Below are 14,666 nucleotides of genomic sequence, written 5' to 3'. Positions count from 1 at the left end.
CGCCCAGGGACGTTATGGAGTCGGGGCAGGTCTCCTGGCTCGCGGGTCGTCGCCCCTGCCCGTCTTCCCGGACCCTGAGGTCCAGTGACGTCTTGGACAGGTGCTCGCCGCTTACAGTTGCGGGGGCAGCTCCGGCCTCGCTCCGCCCTTTCGGGTCGGCGGCTCACCGGATTCCCTCTTAGCCCCCCGACCGAAACCGGGAGGAACCTCGACCCGGAGAGCATGTCGCTCGCCGGAGCCGATGTCAAGGATCATATAAAGACATCTTTATGTCGTTATCCGAGCGGCGCCTGTCAGGGGTTCGAGCCCCGCACGAGCGGGCATTCGCCGGCGGCCAGGGGGCGGAAGGCCTCCGCGCCGGGGATGGTGCCGGTCCGCACGGAGTAGTCGTACGGCCCGCGCGACTGGGCCGGCCGCTTGACCTCGAACACGTGCACGTCGTGCACCGCGCGCCCGTCCGCCCGGATGATCGTCCGGCCGAAGAGCGGATCGTCGATCGGCGCGGCCTTCATCGCGGCGACCACGCGCGCGCCCTCCACCGTGCCGGACCTGCGCACGGCGCGCAGATAGGCCAGCGTCGCCGAATAGACGCCGGCATGGTCCTCCGTCGGCATGCGGCCGCCCATCCGCTCGCCCCAGCGCCGGCTCCAGGCGCGCGTCGCATCGTCGAGGTCCCAATAGAAGCTCGCGACGAACCGGAGCTTCTGCGCCGTCTCGAGCCCGAGGGCGTGGATATCGGAGAGCTGGATGAAGAGCGGGGCGATCGTCAGCCCCGGCGTCAGCCCGAATTCGCCGGCCTGCTTGATCGCCGCGATCATGTCCGCGCCCGTGCTCGCGAGCGCCAGGACCTGGGCGCCGGAGCTTCGGGCCCGCAGCAGGGACGAGGAGAAGTCGGCCGTGCCGAGGGGCTGGCGCGTGGCGCCCGAAACCGAGCCGCCGGTGGCTGCCAGAGCCGCCGTCGCATCCCGCTCGAGGGCGTGGCCGAGCGCATAATCGACGGTGAGGAAATACCAGGCCGACAGGCCGTCCCCGGCCAGGGCCGCGACCGTTCCCCGCCCCTGCGCCCAAGTGTCGGTGACCCATTGGACCGTCGTCGGCGCGCAGGCCTTCCCGGTGAGGTCGGACGTCATCGAGCTCGATGCCAGCGCGACCCTGTCCCGCTCGCGCATGAGGTGGGCGACGCCGAGCGCGACACCGGAATGCGGCAGGTCGACGATCGCCGCGACATTCTCGGTGTCGATCCAGCGCCGGGCGATCGCAAGCCCGATATCGGGCTTGTTCTGGTGGTCGGCCGACACGATCGTGACGGCGAGGCTCTCATCCTCGCGCGCGAAATCCTCCGCCGCGAGTTCGGCCGCGACCACCGATCCCCGTCCCACCTGATCCGAGAACGGGCCGTTCATGTCGGTCAGGACGCCGATCGTCACGGGGAGTCGCCGAGACGGCTCGGACGCTGCCGCGCCGCCGGCCCAGAGGAGGATGCCGAACACCCCCGCGCGGACGAGCCTCGGGACGCGCCGGTTCCCCGACCATGATCGCAACGACATCGACACCCCGCTCAGCTTTTGCGAGGCGATCTAAGGCATGCCGCCGAAAAGTGAAGGTCCATCAGCGGAGACCGCCAGCATCGCCGTGCCAACGCCCATCACATTCCCAGACAGAAATCGTCTCGTCATTCGGCATGACCTGAGGCACGATCGTCTGGACGATCGACGCATCCAGCATCTCGAAATCGTTGAGGCCGATGGTCTCGCAGAGTTCGGCCCGGTCTGCATGACATCGACCTGGTCGTGGATGCCGCCGTTGCGAGCGATGGCAGCGTAGTTCCGGCAGGTACTTGGCGAGGGCGCGGACCATCGCGGCGGCTTCGGCGGGAAGCCCGACGAGCTGGGCGGCAGCGGCGACACCTCAACCGACGACCCAGGACAAGATTGCTAGCAACGCCACCATCATCACGATTGCAACCAGATTTGCGGCGCGCACAAAAGGACCTATCTCCTTATCCGAAGAATAATAACCGCTGATCAATTTGTACCACAGATCTGGATATCCGCCTCCTAGTCTTTTTCTTGCAGCCTTACCGAAGTATAAGAAGATGAGCGCGTAACACGCGGGGCCAATTGTAATCCATAGAGCGGCCATAGCCATCGATTTGTTCGTCGTCATGCTACGACATCCGCCTCGCCGCATGTTCGGCTGAGCAGGGCGAGCCTAACCCGCCGCTTGTCGCCATCCCCTCGGGCGAATGGACGGTCGCATCGTCGACAGCTTGGTCCTCCCGCTTTTGGTGCCACTGATCGGGCTCCTCGGCGCCTGGATCGCGGCACAGGCCGCGCGCCTGTTCCCCTGGCTCCAGCGCTTCGTGACCGCGTAGCTGATCGAGCGCCTCCTGACCAACGTCCTCGATTTCGGCGTCAACGCGGTCACGGATGCGGCCAAGGGCAAGACGCTGTCCGTCTCGACAGGCCGCGCGGTGCCGGACGCCGCCATGCGCCGGGCTCTCCCGATCCCGCGGACCTTCGCCGCCGGCCCTTCGGCCTATCGGATCGTCATCCGCTAGGAGTGCAACATCCTGCACAAGCTCTGGCCCATCATCACGAGAGGCGAGGCGCCGTTCGAGGCGCGTGGCCCCCCCGTGCCGGAGGGTCTGCCGATCGAGTTGGCGCCGCGGCGATCCCGTAAGCGCCCGCCCCAGAGATCGAAGCGGGCGCTCTCGGGGCGGCCGGGCTGGCCCCGGTCGTCCTTCGTACAATTTTCCCAAATCAAGCCGGCCGATCAAATAATCCGCGCCAGAAGATAGACATTTCAACCCGTGGCGGCGTGGGTGAGCCCCGTTATGCGGGGGCGTGGCCCTCATGCCGGGAGGGGGGCTCGATGGGATCGGTTTCGTTCACATATGGCAGGGATTACGATCCATCACAGTCCGCATCTTACTCGATGCCAATGAATTACAATTTTATATACGTCGGTCCCTACAAATATTCCCCTAGTTTCTCGTCCGACACGCCCGTCGATGTTCTCAGGCTTACGGTTTTTCATATCCGCAATAACGGAAGCACTGGAACCGACATATATGCGCCGAGCACAGCGTCGTATGGGCTTTTCATTGATCTGTCGGATTCGATTGTCTCCACTCGTTTGATTGGGGGGGCTTACGCCGACATTCTGCGCGGCGGAATCGAAGACGATGTCCTCGAAGGCGGTGCGGGAGGCGATACGCTCGACGGCGGGGATGGCATGGACACGGTGAGCTACGAGCACGCCAGCGGCGGAGTGGCCGTCTTTCTTGATCCGAGCATGTGGTCGGGCATGTCCGGCGATGCCGCCGGTGACACCTTCTCCTCGATCGAAAACGTCCGCGGCAGCGCCTTTGGTGATGTCCTGGTTGGCGACGGCGCAGCCAATCTGCTGGAGGGCGGCGCGGGCGATGATCGCCTCGACGGCGGCCTCGGCGCGGATACCATGCGGGGCGGCACCGGCAACGACATCTTCTTTGTCGACAATGTCGGCGACGTCGTCGTGGAACTCGCCGGCGAAGGGATCGACCAGGTCCGCACGACGCTCGACGGCTATGTCCTTGGCGACAACGTCGAGAACCTCTTCCTGATGGGAAGCGCCGATCTCAGCGGCACGGGCAACGAGCTCGACAACATCCTGATGGGCAATAGCGGCGCGAACACCCTCTCGGGCGGGGCCGGCGACGACCGGCTCGACGGGCGGGGCGGCGCGGACATCCTCATCGGCGGCACCGGCAACGACACCTACTACATCGACGATCTCGGCGACTCCATCATCGAGGTCGCCGGCGAGGGCTACGACACCGCCTTCCTCAGCGTCGACGGCTACGTCCTCGCCGACGACGTCTCGGTCGAGCGCCTGATCCTGCGCGACGGCGTCACCACCGCGACCGGCAACAACCTCGACAACGTCCTCCAGGGCAACGGGGGCGACAACGTCCTCTTCGGCGGGGGCGGGCGCGACACGCTCCGCGGCGGCGCGGGCAACGACACGCTGATCGGCGGCGCGGGCATCGACAACCTGTATGGCGGGATCGGCGCCGACACCTTCGTCCTCACCGCGACGACGGCCGACCGCGACATGATCCGCGACTTCGTCGCGGGCGAGGACACCCTCCAGATCAGCGCCTCCCTCTTCGGCGGCGGCCTGATCGCGGGGGACGAGCTCACGCCCGAGCAATTCGTGCTGAGCACCACGGGCCGGGCGACCTCGGCGACGGATCGGTTCCTCTATGTCGAGAGCAAGGGGCATCTCTATTACGATGCCGACGGCTCCGGCCGGGACGAAGCCCCGCAGCTCATCGCCGTCCTCACGACCAACCCCACCCTCACCGCCGCGCATTTCGACATCGTCATCTGAGCGGGCGGGCGGCGGCGGGACGGGCTTCGCTGCAGCATCGGCGAGCGCGCTACGAGAGCAGCTCGCCGAGGCTTGGCGCGAGCGTCGAAATCGCCGATCGGCCGCCCCGCGAGAGTTCTGTAAAACGGACGGCCGGAAGCTGAGACGGGTTTCCAAGAATCCGGGACTTTGATAGCGAGCGAAGACGACAGCTTCGCCGGCTCGGCGAGCTTCGCAGCCGTTCGAATTACCGGAAGCCCACGGCCCGCCCGGTGGTCCTGGAGAAAACCCCTTCATGAGACATCGCTTCCTCGCTGCCGCCGCCTTCGCGCTGGGCGGCATCGCCGCGTCTGCCGCGGCTCTGGCCGGTCCGACCGTCGATAAGATCCGCGCGAGGGGTGAGCTCGTCTGCGGCGTGAGCCAGGGCTCGGCCGGCCTGTCGCTGCCCGATTCGAACGGGCGGTGGTCGGGGCTCGACGTCGATTACTGCAAGGCGCTCGCCGCCGCCGTTCTCGGCGCCGCCGACAAGGTGCGCTTCGTTCCCGTGAGCTCGGCGCAGCGCTTCGCCGTCCTGCAGAACGGCGAGATCGACGTCCTGTCCCGCAACACGACCTGGACCTCGACCCGCGACGCCTCGCTCGGCGTCTCCTTCGTCGGCACGATCTTCTATGACGGCCAGGCCTTCATGGTGCCGAAGAAGCTCGGGGTCACGAGCGCCAAGCAGCTCGGCGGCGCCACCGTCTGCGTGCAGCCCGGCACGGTCAACGAGCAGAACCTCGTCGACTACTTCTCGGCCAATGGCATGAAGTTCAAATCGGTGGTGATCGAGAGCCTGCCCGAGCTGGAATCGGCCTTCTATGCCGGTCGCTGCGACGTCTACCTGTCGGACGCCTCTACCCTGTCGGCGAGCCGCGCCTCGCGGGCGGGGAAGGTCGAGGATTTCGCGATCCTGCCCGAGCGCATCACGAAGTCCCCGCTGTCGCCCGTCGTGCGCGCGGACGACGCGCAATGGTTCGCCGTCGCGCGGTGGACGCTGAACCTCTTGATCGAGGCCGAGGAACTCGGCGTCACGAGCGCGAATGTCGAGGCCCAGAAGCAGTCGAAGAACCCGTCGGTGCAGCGGCTTCTCGGCGTCTCGCCCGGCATCGGGAAGGCCTTCGGCCTCGACGAGAGCTGGGGCGCCCGCGTGATCGCGAGCGTCGGCAATTACGGCGAGATCTTCGATCGCAACCTCGGTCCCGCGACCAAGCTCGGCCTCGAGCGCGGGCAGAACGCGCTCTGGAACAAGGGCGGCCTCCTCTACTCGCCCCCCTTCCAATGATCGGCCGCGCCGCCCTCGCAGGGCGGCGCCGCACGGCTCTCGCGATCCTCGCTCTGGCGGCGGCCCTCGTCGCCGCAGCGACGCTGGGACCGGGGCTGTCCTCATCCTGGTCCCTGCTGCGCCTCGACTTTCTCTGGGAGCGGGCGGGATTTCAGATCGCCGAGTCGCCGCTCCATGTCGAGGCGAGCGATCCCGTCTGGCGCGTCCTGCTGGCGGGCCTCGCGAACACGCTCGTCGCCGCACTCTCGGCCGCCGCGCTCGCGCTGCCGATCGGCATCGTGCTCGCGCTCGCGAGAAGCGCGTCCGTGAGGCCGATCGCCTGGCCCGCGACCGTGCTGGTGGAAGCGATCAGGAACACGCCCGTCCTGCTGCAGCTCTTCCTCTGGTACGCGATCGTCACTCAGACGCTGCCGGGGCCGAGGCAGGCGATCGAAATCCTGCCGGGAATCCTCGTCTGCAACCGCGGCCTCTTCCTGCCCTGGCCGACTGCGCAGGGGATCGAATGGCCGCACCTCTCCGGCTTCAACATCACCGGCGGCCTGTCGCTGTCCCCGGAGCTCACGGTGCTGGTCGGTGGGCTCGCGCTGTTCCACGGCTGTTATCTCGCCGAGATCTTCCGCGCCGGAATCCGGGCCGTGCCGCTCGGCCAATGGAACGCGGCGCGGGCGCTCTCCTTCGGACCCTGGCTGACGTTCCGCCGGATCGTGCTGCCTCAGGCGCTCGGCTTCGCGACGCCGTCCGTCGCCGTCCAGGTCCTCGGCCTGCTCAAGAACACCTCCCTGGCCGTCGCGATCGGCTTTCCCGATTTCGTCGGCACGCTCGCGACCGTCGTGAACCGCAACGGCCGCGCCCTCGAAGGGCTGCTGATCACCGCGATCGTCTTCCTCGCCGTCAACGTCCTTCTCGGCCTCGTCGTTGAACGCATCGCACCGAAGGCGGCGGGACGGCTTTCGGTCGAACCGCGCATCGCGGCGGAGCCCCGCCGCTGGACACTCGTCGAGGTCGCGATCGCGCTCCTCGTCGCGGCGCTCCTCGCGAGCTGGGTGTGGGCCGCCTTGCGCTGGGCCCTCGTCGACGCGGTCTGGTCGGGGCCGCCGGGCGCCTGCGCGGATGCGGCAGGCGCCTGCTGGGCGGTGGTCGCCGAGAAGGCCCGCCTTCTTCTCGTCGGGCTCTATCCGGCGGGCGAGACATGGCGTCCGGCCCTCGCGGCGCTGCTCGTTCCCGCCATGCTGCCGGTCCTCTGGATCGGACGAGGGCGGCCCGCGATCGTCTTCGGCGGCGCCGCGTTCGGCTTGCTGGCCCCGCTCTGGCTCCTCGGCGGCGGCCTCGGCCTGCCGGTGGTCCGGAGCGATCTCTGGGGCGGCCTCTCGCTGACGGTGTTCCTCTCGGCGGTGGTGGCAGGGACGGCATCGGCCGCGGCGCTCGCCCTCGCGGTCGCGCGCATGTCGCCGTCGCCCGGCCTCGCTTGGCCAGCCCGCATCGTCATCGAGGTCTTCCGGGCGGTCCCGCTCGTCACGATCCTCCTCGCGGCGGACCTCCTCCTGCCGCAACTGGCGCCGGCCGCCGCGGACGTGCCGAAGCTGTTCCGGGCCTTCGTCGCGGTGGCCATCCTCGCGACGGTGAACCTCGCGGAAGTCCTGCGCGGGGCCCTGCGCTCGGTCCCGGAAGGCCAATGGGCCGCCGCGCGGGCGCTGGGCCTGTCCGAGCGCGCCGCCTTCGTCAGCGTGATCCTGCCGCAGGCGATCCGGATCGCGACGCCGGCGGCCGTGAACGTCTATGTCGCAGCGATCAAGGACACCTCGCTCGTCGTCATCGTCGGCATCTTCGACCTGACGGGCGCCGCGAAGGCCGCCGTCGCGGATCCTGCCTGGATGCGCTACGCGACGGAGGTCTATCTCGTGCTCGCGGCGACCTATTTCTCGCTCTGCTTCCCGATCGCGCGGTTCGCCCGCCGCCTCGAGCGTCAGGCGGATTCGGCGAGCCCGTCGAGGAAGCGATCGATATCGGCCTCGTCGTTGTAGACATGCGGGGCGACCCGGATCGCCCCGTTCCGCGCGCTGACATGGATGCCGCGCTCGGCGAGCCGGCCGGCGATCGCCCCCGCATCCGTCCCGTCCCGGCGCAGGCCCACGAGATGCGCTGCGACGCGGTGGGCGGGCGGAGCCGAGAAGCCGAGCCGGGCCGCACCCTCGATCAGGCGGCCGGCGAGCGGCCGCAGATAGGCCGAGATCCTCTCCGCGCCCCAGCTGGAAAGAAGGCGCATGCCGGCGATGCCCATGGGAAGCGTCACGAAATTGCTACGCTCACCCATGTCGTAGCGGCGGGCGCCGTCCATGAAGCGGAGCTCGCGCCCGTAATGGTTGGTGATCGTATCGGCCCCCAGCCGCGAGAAGGTGTGTTCCTCGAGCGGAATGCCGGCCTGCCTTTCGGGATCGACGTAGAGAAAGGCGAGGCCGTAGGGGCCGAGCAGCCACTTATAGGTCGGGAAGACGAGGAAATCCGGCCGGATCTCCGCCAGTGGGAAGGGCTGCACGCCGATCGCCTGCGTCCCGTCGACGACGAGGCTGGCCCCGACCGTATCCGCGGCACGGCGGATGGCGGCGAGGTCGAGGATCGCGCCGTCGTTCCAGTGGAGCGGGGTGAGGGACAGGACGGATACGCGCGGCAGGTCCCGGCTCGCGATCCGCTCGAGGATCGCAGCGGTCCAGTCGTGATCGGCGGGCCGCGGAATCTCGTGGTGGACTGCCCCCGCCGCCTCCGCCGCACGGATCCAGGCATAGACCGGGGACGGATGCTCCTCGGCGATGGTGACGACGGCCGTCCCGGCCGGCAGAGGCAGGTTCCGGCAGGCGGTGGCGATGCCGTAGCTGGCTGAGCCCACGATGGCGATGTCGCCGGGCCTGCAGCCGATCAGGCTCGATGCGGCGACGCGCGCCTCCTCCACGATGTCGTAGAAGCTCGCCCGCGACAATTCCCAGGGCGCGGCCTTCCGCTCGACGCCCGCGGCTCCGGCCTCGCGGACGGGCCGCGGGATCGGCGAGACGCCCGCCGCGTTCAGGTAGGTGATGCCGTCAGGGATCCCGAAGAGATCGGTCCGCCCAAAACCCGGTTGATGCTCGCCCATGTCAGTCCCTGCTCACGGCGACATCGTCATCCGCCCCGGCTCCAGAGCCGCGCCGCGAGGCGCGCAGCGGCATCGAGGAGGAAGCCGAGGAGCCCGATGACGAGAACGGTCGCGGTCAGCTCGTCATAGGCGAGACGATCGCGCGTATCGAGGATGAAGTAGCCGAGCCCGGCCGAGACCCCCAGCATCTCGCAGGGGACGAGCACGATCCAGACGATCCCGATGGCCAGCCGGAGCCCCGTCAGGATCTGCCCGAGGATGCCCGGCAGGATGACGCTGCGCAGCGTCTCCCAGCGCGTCGCCGAGACGCTCTGCGCCACCTGCAGCCATTGCGGATCGAGCTGGCGCACGCCGGCGGCGGTGTTGAGGAGGATCGGCCAGACGGCCGCGAAGGCGAGGAGGAAGTAGATCGGCCGGTCGCCGACGCCGAACAACATCACGGCGATGGGCATCCAGGAGAGCGGCGAGATCATCCGCAGGAACTGGAAGGACGGCGCCGTCGCGGCGTCGACGAGCCGGAAGCGCCCGACCGCGAGGCCGAGCGGCACGCCGATGGCGAGGGCGACGGCGAGACCGACCGCGACGCGGCGAAGGCTCGTCGCGATGTGAAGCGCCAGATCGGGGCCACCGACGAGCTTGGCGAGAGCCGCGAAGGCCGCGAGCGGCGAGAAGCGCCGCACGAAGCTCGCCGGGGCCGGAAGAAGCTCCGTCCCGACCCACCAAGCGAGGAGCAGCGCGGAGAGGCCACCGATCGCGAGGAGCACCGGGACCAGGCCATCGGCGCGCAGCCTCCGGCGCTCCCCGATCGCCGGGCCCACCCGCGACGGTGCGGCGAGCGCCGCACTCACGCCGAGATGACCTCGTCGCGCTGGAAGCTCTCGGCGAGCCCGAACGCGGCGAGGCCGCCTCTCTTCGCCAACGCCTTCTTCACGAAGCTGTCGTCGACGAGGTCGCGCGCGGCGAAGGCGGGGTCGAGATCGGCCAGGAAGCCGCGCTCGCTTTCGATCAGCGTGCCCTTCAACTGGCGGACCAGCTCCTCCGTGTAGCTCGGGAAGGGATAAGGCTGGAAGTCGATCCGCCGTTCGCGCCAGGCCGGATTGCGGATCGCGCCGGAGGCGACATAGGCCGCGTCGTCCGTCTGCGGAGGAGCGAGCACCTTCTCCAGCACGGCCTTGGTGTGGGGCGTGTAGCGGTTCGGGTCGTCCTTCGAGAGGAGAGCGGCCGTCTCGGCCCGGTTCTGCCGCGTCCAGAGCTGCGCCTTGACCATGGCGTCGACGACCTTCTGGGACCAGTCGGGCCGCTGCGAGAGGTCGCGCTCATGCATGAAGACGACGCAGCAGGCGTGATCCTTCCAGACGTCGCCCGTGAAGCGCAGCACCTTGCCGACGCCGAGCGCCTCCGCCGCCGCGTTGAAGGGCTCGGCGACGATGTAGCCGGCGATCTGCCCCGAGCCGAGGGCCGGCACCATGTCGGACGGCGCCATGATGACGAGGTTGACCTCGTCGGGGGCCGGGCTCGCCTTCTTGGTGACGGGCTTGAGGCCGTTCTCGCGAAACAGCGCCTGCAGAACGACGTTGTGGATCGAATACCAGAACGGGATGGCGACCGTCTTGCCGCCGAGATCCTTCACGCTCGCGATCCCGGGCGCGGCGGTGAGGCCCGACCCGCCCGTGTGGTTCCAGGCGACGACCTTCGCGGGCGCCTTGCTGCCGAACCGAGCCCAGATCGTCATCGGCGACAGGAGGTGGACGACGTTGACCTGCCCGGAGATGAAGGCCTCCAGCACCTGCGCCCAGCTGCGCAGCAGCACCGGCTTGTCGGCCTTCAGGCCCTCCGCCTCGAAGAAGCCCTTGCCGTGGGCGACCAGCAGCGGCGTCGCATCGGTGATCGGCAGGTAGCCGATGCGCACCGGCGCATCGGGCTCCTGCGCCCGTGCCTCGTAGGCGCGCAGGAACGGCGCCGCGCCCGCGGCGGTGAACAGGGCCGCAAGCCGCATCATGTCGCGGCGGGAGACGTCGTCGTCAGACAGCATGGTCGAGCTCTCGTCTGCGGCTGCGAAGGCCGCGCATGGTGGTCAGGATGTCGATCCGGAGGGCGCCGAGTTCGGCGATCAGGTCGTGGCGGGGATGCGGGAGGGCGACCGGCCAGGCGCCGATCGGCGCGGCCGGGCTGCCGCCCAGAAGGATGATGCGATCCGAGACGAGGAGCGCTTCGTCGATGTCGTGCGTGACCAGGACGATCGCGGTGCCGAGATCGGCGACGACCTTGAGGATCAGCTCCTGCATCTCGCCGCGCGTCACCTCGTCGAGCGCGCCGAAGGGCTCGTCGAGGAGCAGTGCCTCGGGTTTGCGGGCGAGGCACCAGGCGAGCGCGGCGCGCTGGGCCATGCCACCGGACAGGGCCGCGGGCCGCAGATGGCGCGCATGGTCGAGACCGACCTCGGCGATGGCGGCGTCGATCCGCGCCGTCATCTCGCCGGGAGCGAGCCGCGGCTGGCGCCTGAAGTCGAGCCCGAAGGCGACGTTCCGCTCGAGGGTCAGCCAGGGCAGAAGACCGGGGCTCTGGAAGGCGAAGGCCACCCGCGGATGGGCCCCGCGGAGCGGGGCGCCGCCGACCGACACGCTGCCGCCCGTCGGCGCCTGCAATCCGCCGAGCACCCGCAGGAGGCTCGATTTGCCCGCGCCGCTCGGCCCGAGGATCGTGACGATCTCGCCGGCCTCGATTTCGAGATCGATGCCGGCGAAGACGGGGCGCGCGGCGTCCGGATAGCGCAGCGACAGGCCCTCTGCGGACAGCAGCGGAGCCGTCATCAGGCGGCACCCTGGTCGTGCGGCGTCAGGGCCCCCTTCAACTGGACGAGGCTCGGCGTGATGACCGGGATGAAGGCCGCCTCGCGATAGCGACGCGCGAAGCCGGAGCCGAAAGCCGTCAGATACGCGCGTCCGCCCGAGGCCTGCAGCTCGAGCGCGACCGCCTCCGCCGCAATCGCGGCGAGCCCGATCCGGATGCGGAACAGGGCCGCCGCCTGGCCGCGGAAGAGGCCCGAGCGCAGACCGCTGCGAAGGGCCTCCGCATCCGCCGCGAGCCGCGTTTCGAGCTCTGCGATGGCGGGCGCGAGCACGGAGCGGCCGGCGCCGATGGCCTCGCGCGCTTCGCGCAGGGAGCGCCGCGCGAGGCCGATCGACATGCCGCATTGCAGGCCGAGGAAGGCCGGCCGCACCTGCGGCAGCCAGCCGGCGGCATCGGGGTGGATGACCCGCTCCGCATCGAGGCGGACGCTCGCGACCGAGAGAGCGGCCGTGTTCGTGGAGCGCAATCCCATCAGGCCGAGATCGGGCGAGCGCACGAGCCCCTCGTCATCCCCGGCGAAGGAGACGCAGAGGATGCGCCCATCCTCTCCCTCCGCGACGCCCGCGACATGGAAGCCCTCGGGACGCAGGTTCGTGACCCACGGCATGCGCCCGTCGAAGACGATCGCGCCGCGATCGGCGCGCGCTCGGATCTGCAGCTCCTCCAGACCCGACAGGAACTTCATCGCGTTCGAGAGCCCCGTCGCTCCGGCGAGGCGGCCGGAGACGAGATCGGGCGCGAGCCGGTCGCGCAGGGCGGCGTTCGGGCTCTGCAGGAGATATTCGAGGTAGGTCCGCTGCGACCAGAAGACGAAACCCGCCGCGAGCGAATGGGCGGAGACACCTGCCACCGCCTCGACGGCATCGGCGATGTCGCCCTCCCCTCCGAACGGCCCGGCGCCGATCGCCAGCACGCCGGCGGCACCGAGGGCCGGCAGGACCGTCGATGCCGGCACGGAGCCGTCGTCGAGACCCTCCGCGGTCTCGTCGAGCCACGCCGTCAGCGCGTCGATCCCGGTGGTCGCGGGGGCGAGAGAGGGGCTCATTCCGCCGCCGCGGCCACGGGACCGTTCCAACGGTAGGGCTCGAGCTGGGCGTTCAGGTCCGGCTCGCCGAGGTTGTTGGCGAAGTTGCACAGCGTCGCGAGGCTCACGCCGAGAACGACCTCGAGCGCCGCCGCATCGTCGAAGCCCGCGGCCTTGAAGGCGGACAGCTCGCTCTCCGAGACGCGCCCGCGCCGCGCGATGACCGCCTCGGTGAAGCGGGCGACGGCATCGAGCCGCGCATCCGGAACGGTCCGGCTCCCGCGCAAGGCGTCGACGACGTCCGGGGTGAGACCGAGCTTCTTGTAGGCGATGGCCGTGTGGCCGGCGACGCAGAAGCCGCAGCCATGAATCGCCGCCGCGGTGATCTGCACGGCCTCGCGCGCGGCGAGATCGAGCGACGCACGCGCATTGATGCCGGAGACCGTGAGGTAAGTCTCCAGAGCCGCCGGCGCGTTGGCGAGGACGCGAAGCAGGTTCGGTAGGTAGCCGTTGGCCTGCTCGGCCTTGGTCAGAAGTGGCTTCGCAGCATCAGGAGCATCGTCGATCGAGCGAAGTGCAAGACGAGACATATCAACCATCCACAAACAGATATTGCCACTTTTTACGGCAATCGATCGGATTGGTCGAGCAGTAAATCGATCTGATCTAGATGTCGATATGCGCTTACACACCATCGAGCTCGGTAGTACTTTCGTATTCCGATCCGATCGAGATGTGAAAATTTCTTCTCTTAGTTCAACGAGCAGCAGAAAAGATGTCTCGCGCATCGCACGAAGGCCGTCTCGGCCGGCTTCGGCGCAGCCCCGCGCCGATCGCCGGATCCGCGCGGGACCGTCCCCGGAATGGCGCTCGTTCGCGAGATCGGGAGAGGCTCGTCGATCGCCTCAGACGCGCACCGAGGTCTCGAGCGCCGATATCTCCCGCCGCAGCCATCCATCGAAGATCGACGCTTCGGACGCGTTTCGCAGGCTCGACGACCGGATGAGATAATACGAGAGGTTATCGATGACCTGCGAGGCGTCGGAGAGGGCGGGCACGAGCTCGCCGCTGCGAAGCTCCTCGCTCGCCAGCACGTCGCTCTCCAGCACGACGCCGAGGCCCTGCTTGGCAGCCTCGATGGCCATGGCCGACCGGTCAAGCCAGAGTTCGTGGGCGGGATCGACGACCTCGCCCTCGAAGCGGCGGAAGAAATCCGTCCACGTGACCGGCGTGTTGGAGTGGATGAGCGTCGCTCTCGCGAGATCGCCGAGCTGCGCGAGGCCCAGCTCGGCCTTGAGCTTCGGGCTGCAGAGCGGCCTCAGGCGCTCCACGAGAAGCGGTTCGACGAGCTTCAGGCCCGGCGGGATCGGCGCGTGGGCGATGGCGATGTCGTAGCGGTTGGCTTCCAGCTCGTGCGTGTGCAGGGTCGCCAGCCGCACGCGGAAGGACGGATTGGCCTTCAGGAAGGTTTCGAGCCGCGGCTGCAGCCATTTCACCGAGAAGCTGTTCGGCACCGCGATGGTCAGGTAGCCGCCCTGCGATTGCGGGGCGACGAGGCTGGTCGCCTCGGCGATCGCGCCGAAGGCGCGCTCGAGTTCGCGCGAATAGATCCGCCCGGTCCCCGTGAGCATGGCGCGGCCGGCGTGACGCTGGAAGAGCGGGATGCCCAGGAAGTCCTCGAGCTGCTGGACGTGGTGCGACACGGCGGAGGTCGTCAGGCCGATCTCGGCGCCGCCCCGGGTGAAGCTCTCGTGACGCGCCGCGGCCTCGAAGGCGATGAGCGACTTCAGCGGCGGCAAGCGAGGCCGGCGCAGGGTCGATGTTGAATTTGGCTCAACGGCTCCTGGCTTTTTTGAATTGGCGCTCATCGGAGATCCTGCCGTACGCTCGAAGCCAAGTCGTCAAGGCGATTTGCATGCCACCGGCCTGCAGACACCAGGGGGAATTCGCTCGGACCGTTTGAAGGTGTCTGCATGACGGATCGAGACATC

At 68.9% G+C, this 14,666-nt stretch carries 12 protein-coding genes, 2 pseudogenes and 1 riboswitch; of the genes and pseudogenes, 4 read left to right on the top strand and 10 right to left on the bottom strand.

Annotated elements, in window-relative coordinates; all coding sequences use genetic code 11:
* Positions 1-7: 7 nt before the first annotated feature.
* Positions 8-226, bottom strand: a riboswitch (cobalamin riboswitch).
* Positions 227-293: 67 nt separating this feature from the next.
* The 3 genes from EV668_RS01075 to EV668_RS01065 all read right to left on the bottom strand — a co-directional run bounded on the left by EV668_RS01075 (position 294) and on the right by EV668_RS01065 (position 2,166).
* Positions 294-1,427: an ABC transporter substrate-binding protein gene (locus EV668_RS01075; protein ID WP_342636814.1), complete on the bottom strand. Its 1,134-nt coding sequence runs from the start codon at positions 1,425-1,427 to the stop codon at positions 294-296.
* 181 nt (positions 1,428-1,608) lie between these two features.
* A complete protein-coding gene (locus EV668_RS01070; RefSeq protein WP_133768013.1) occupies positions 1,609-1,857 on the bottom strand; it encodes a hypothetical protein in 249 nt (82 codons plus the stop codon).
* A 51-nt stretch (positions 1,858-1,908) separates the two neighbouring features.
* Positions 1,909-2,166, bottom strand: a complete 258-nt coding sequence (locus EV668_RS01065; RefSeq protein ID WP_133768012.1) for a hypothetical protein — start codon at positions 2,164-2,166, stop codon at positions 1,909-1,911.
* A 708-nt stretch (positions 2,167-2,874) separates the two neighbouring features.
* Here EV668_RS01065 and EV668_RS25710 point away from each other — a divergent pair.
* The 4 genes and pseudogenes from EV668_RS25710 to EV668_RS01050 form a co-directional block, all read left to right on the top strand.
* Positions 2,875-3,237, top strand: a pseudogene (locus EV668_RS25710) (hypothetical protein); the annotation flags it as partial.
* Positions 3,238-4,377 carry a calcium-binding protein gene (locus EV668_RS25535; protein ID WP_280960079.1) on the top strand — a complete coding sequence of 380 codons (1,140 nt, stop codon included), beginning with the start codon at positions 3,238-3,240 and terminating at the stop codon, positions 4,375-4,377. It begins immediately after the preceding pseudogene.
* Positions 4,378-4,651: 274 nt separating this feature from the next.
* Entirely contained in the window at positions 4,652-5,677 is a 1,026-nt protein-coding gene (locus tag EV668_RS01055; RefSeq protein ID WP_133768010.1) for an amino acid ABC transporter substrate-binding protein, read from the top strand.
* Positions 5,674-7,698 (top strand): ABC transporter permease subunit, encoded by a 2,025-nt coding sequence (locus EV668_RS01050; protein WP_133768009.1) that lies wholly within the window; start codon positions 5,674-5,676, stop codon positions 7,696-7,698. The genes EV668_RS01055 and EV668_RS01050 overlap by 4 nt, the downstream gene beginning before the upstream one ends.
* On the opposite strand, the gene EV668_RS01045 is transcribed toward EV668_RS01050, so the two are convergent.
* The 7 genes and pseudogenes from EV668_RS01045 to EV668_RS01015 form a co-directional block, all read right to left on the bottom strand.
* Positions 7,641-8,801 (bottom strand): aminotransferase class V-fold PLP-dependent enzyme, encoded by a 1,161-nt coding sequence (locus EV668_RS01045; protein ID WP_133768008.1) that lies wholly within the window; start codon positions 8,799-8,801, stop codon positions 7,641-7,643. The two genes, EV668_RS01050 and EV668_RS01045, sit on opposite strands and share 58 nt — an antisense overlap.
* Positions 8,802-8,827: 26 nt before the next feature.
* Positions 8,828-9,649, bottom strand: coding sequence for an ABC transporter permease (locus EV668_RS01040; protein WP_133768007.1), 822 nt, complete (start codon positions 9,647-9,649; stop codon positions 8,828-8,830).
* Positions 9,646-10,833: an ABC transporter substrate-binding protein gene (locus EV668_RS01035; RefSeq protein ID WP_133768006.1), complete on the bottom strand. Its 1,188-nt coding sequence runs from the start codon at positions 10,831-10,833 to the stop codon at positions 9,646-9,648. The genes EV668_RS01040 and EV668_RS01035 overlap by 4 nt, the downstream gene beginning before the upstream one ends.
* Positions 10,823-11,530: pseudogene (locus EV668_RS01030) on the bottom strand (ABC transporter ATP-binding protein); the annotation flags it as partial. The gene EV668_RS01035 and the pseudogene EV668_RS01030, both read right to left, overlap by 11 nt.
* 80 nt (positions 11,531-11,610) lie before the next feature.
* Positions 11,611-12,696, bottom strand: coding sequence for an acyl-CoA dehydrogenase family protein (locus tag EV668_RS01025; protein WP_133768004.1), 1,086 nt, complete (start codon positions 12,694-12,696; stop codon positions 11,611-11,613).
* On the bottom strand, positions 12,693-13,265 hold the full coding sequence (locus EV668_RS01020; RefSeq protein ID WP_133768003.1) for a carboxymuconolactone decarboxylase family protein: 573 nt from the start codon (positions 13,263-13,265) through the stop codon (positions 12,693-12,695). Before EV668_RS01020 ends, EV668_RS01025 begins: the two co-directional genes overlap by 4 nt.
* A 315-nt stretch (positions 13,266-13,580) precedes the next feature.
* Complete coding sequence (locus EV668_RS01015) at positions 13,581-14,474, bottom strand: LysR substrate-binding domain-containing protein (RefSeq protein ID WP_133768002.1); 894 nt, start codon at positions 14,472-14,474, stop codon at positions 13,581-13,583.
* Between the last annotated feature and the right edge of the window lie 192 nt (positions 14,475-14,666).

Origin of the sequence: Enterovirga rhinocerotis, assembly GCF_004363955.1 — a bacterium.
Classification (GTDB): domain Bacteria; phylum Pseudomonadota; class Alphaproteobacteria; order Rhizobiales; family Beijerinckiaceae; genus Enterovirga; species Enterovirga rhinocerotis.
The sequence above is the reverse complement of the archived record's forward strand: the minus strand, read 5'-3'. Positions and strand labels throughout refer to the sequence as shown.

Excerpts from the sequence above, each read along its gene's own strand:
- EV668_RS01065 (WP_133768012.1), bottom strand. The coding sequence starts at position 2,166 with ATGACGACGAACAAATCGATGGCTATGGCCGCTCTATGGATTACAATT.
- EV668_RS01050 (WP_133768009.1), top strand. The coding sequence starts at position 5,674 with ATGATCGGCCGCGCCGCCCTCGCAGGGCGGCGCCGCACGGCTCTCGCG.
- EV668_RS01020 (WP_133768003.1), bottom strand. The coding sequence starts at position 13,265 with ATGTCTCGTCTTGCACTTCGCTCGATCGACGATGCTCCTGATGCTGCG.
- EV668_RS01055 (WP_133768010.1), top strand. The coding sequence starts at position 4,652 with ATGAGACATCGCTTCCTCGCTGCCGCCGCCTTCGCGCTGGGCGGCATC.
- EV668_RS25535 (WP_280960079.1), top strand. The coding sequence starts at position 3,238 with ATGGACACGGTGAGCTACGAGCACGCCAGCGGCGGAGTGGCCGTCTTT.
- EV668_RS01070 (WP_133768013.1), bottom strand. The coding sequence starts at position 1,857 with ATGGTCCGCGCCCTCGCCAAGTACCTGCCGGAACTACGCTGCCATCGC.
- EV668_RS01035 (WP_133768006.1), bottom strand. The coding sequence starts at position 10,833 with ATGCTGTCTGACGACGACGTCTCCCGCCGCGACATGATGCGGCTTGCG.
- EV668_RS01025 (WP_133768004.1), bottom strand. The coding sequence starts at position 12,696 with ATGAGCCCCTCTCTCGCCCCCGCGACCACCGGGATCGACGCGCTGACG.
- EV668_RS01045 (WP_133768008.1), bottom strand. The coding sequence starts at position 8,801 with ATGGGCGAGCATCAACCGGGTTTTGGGCGGACCGATCTCTTCGGGATC.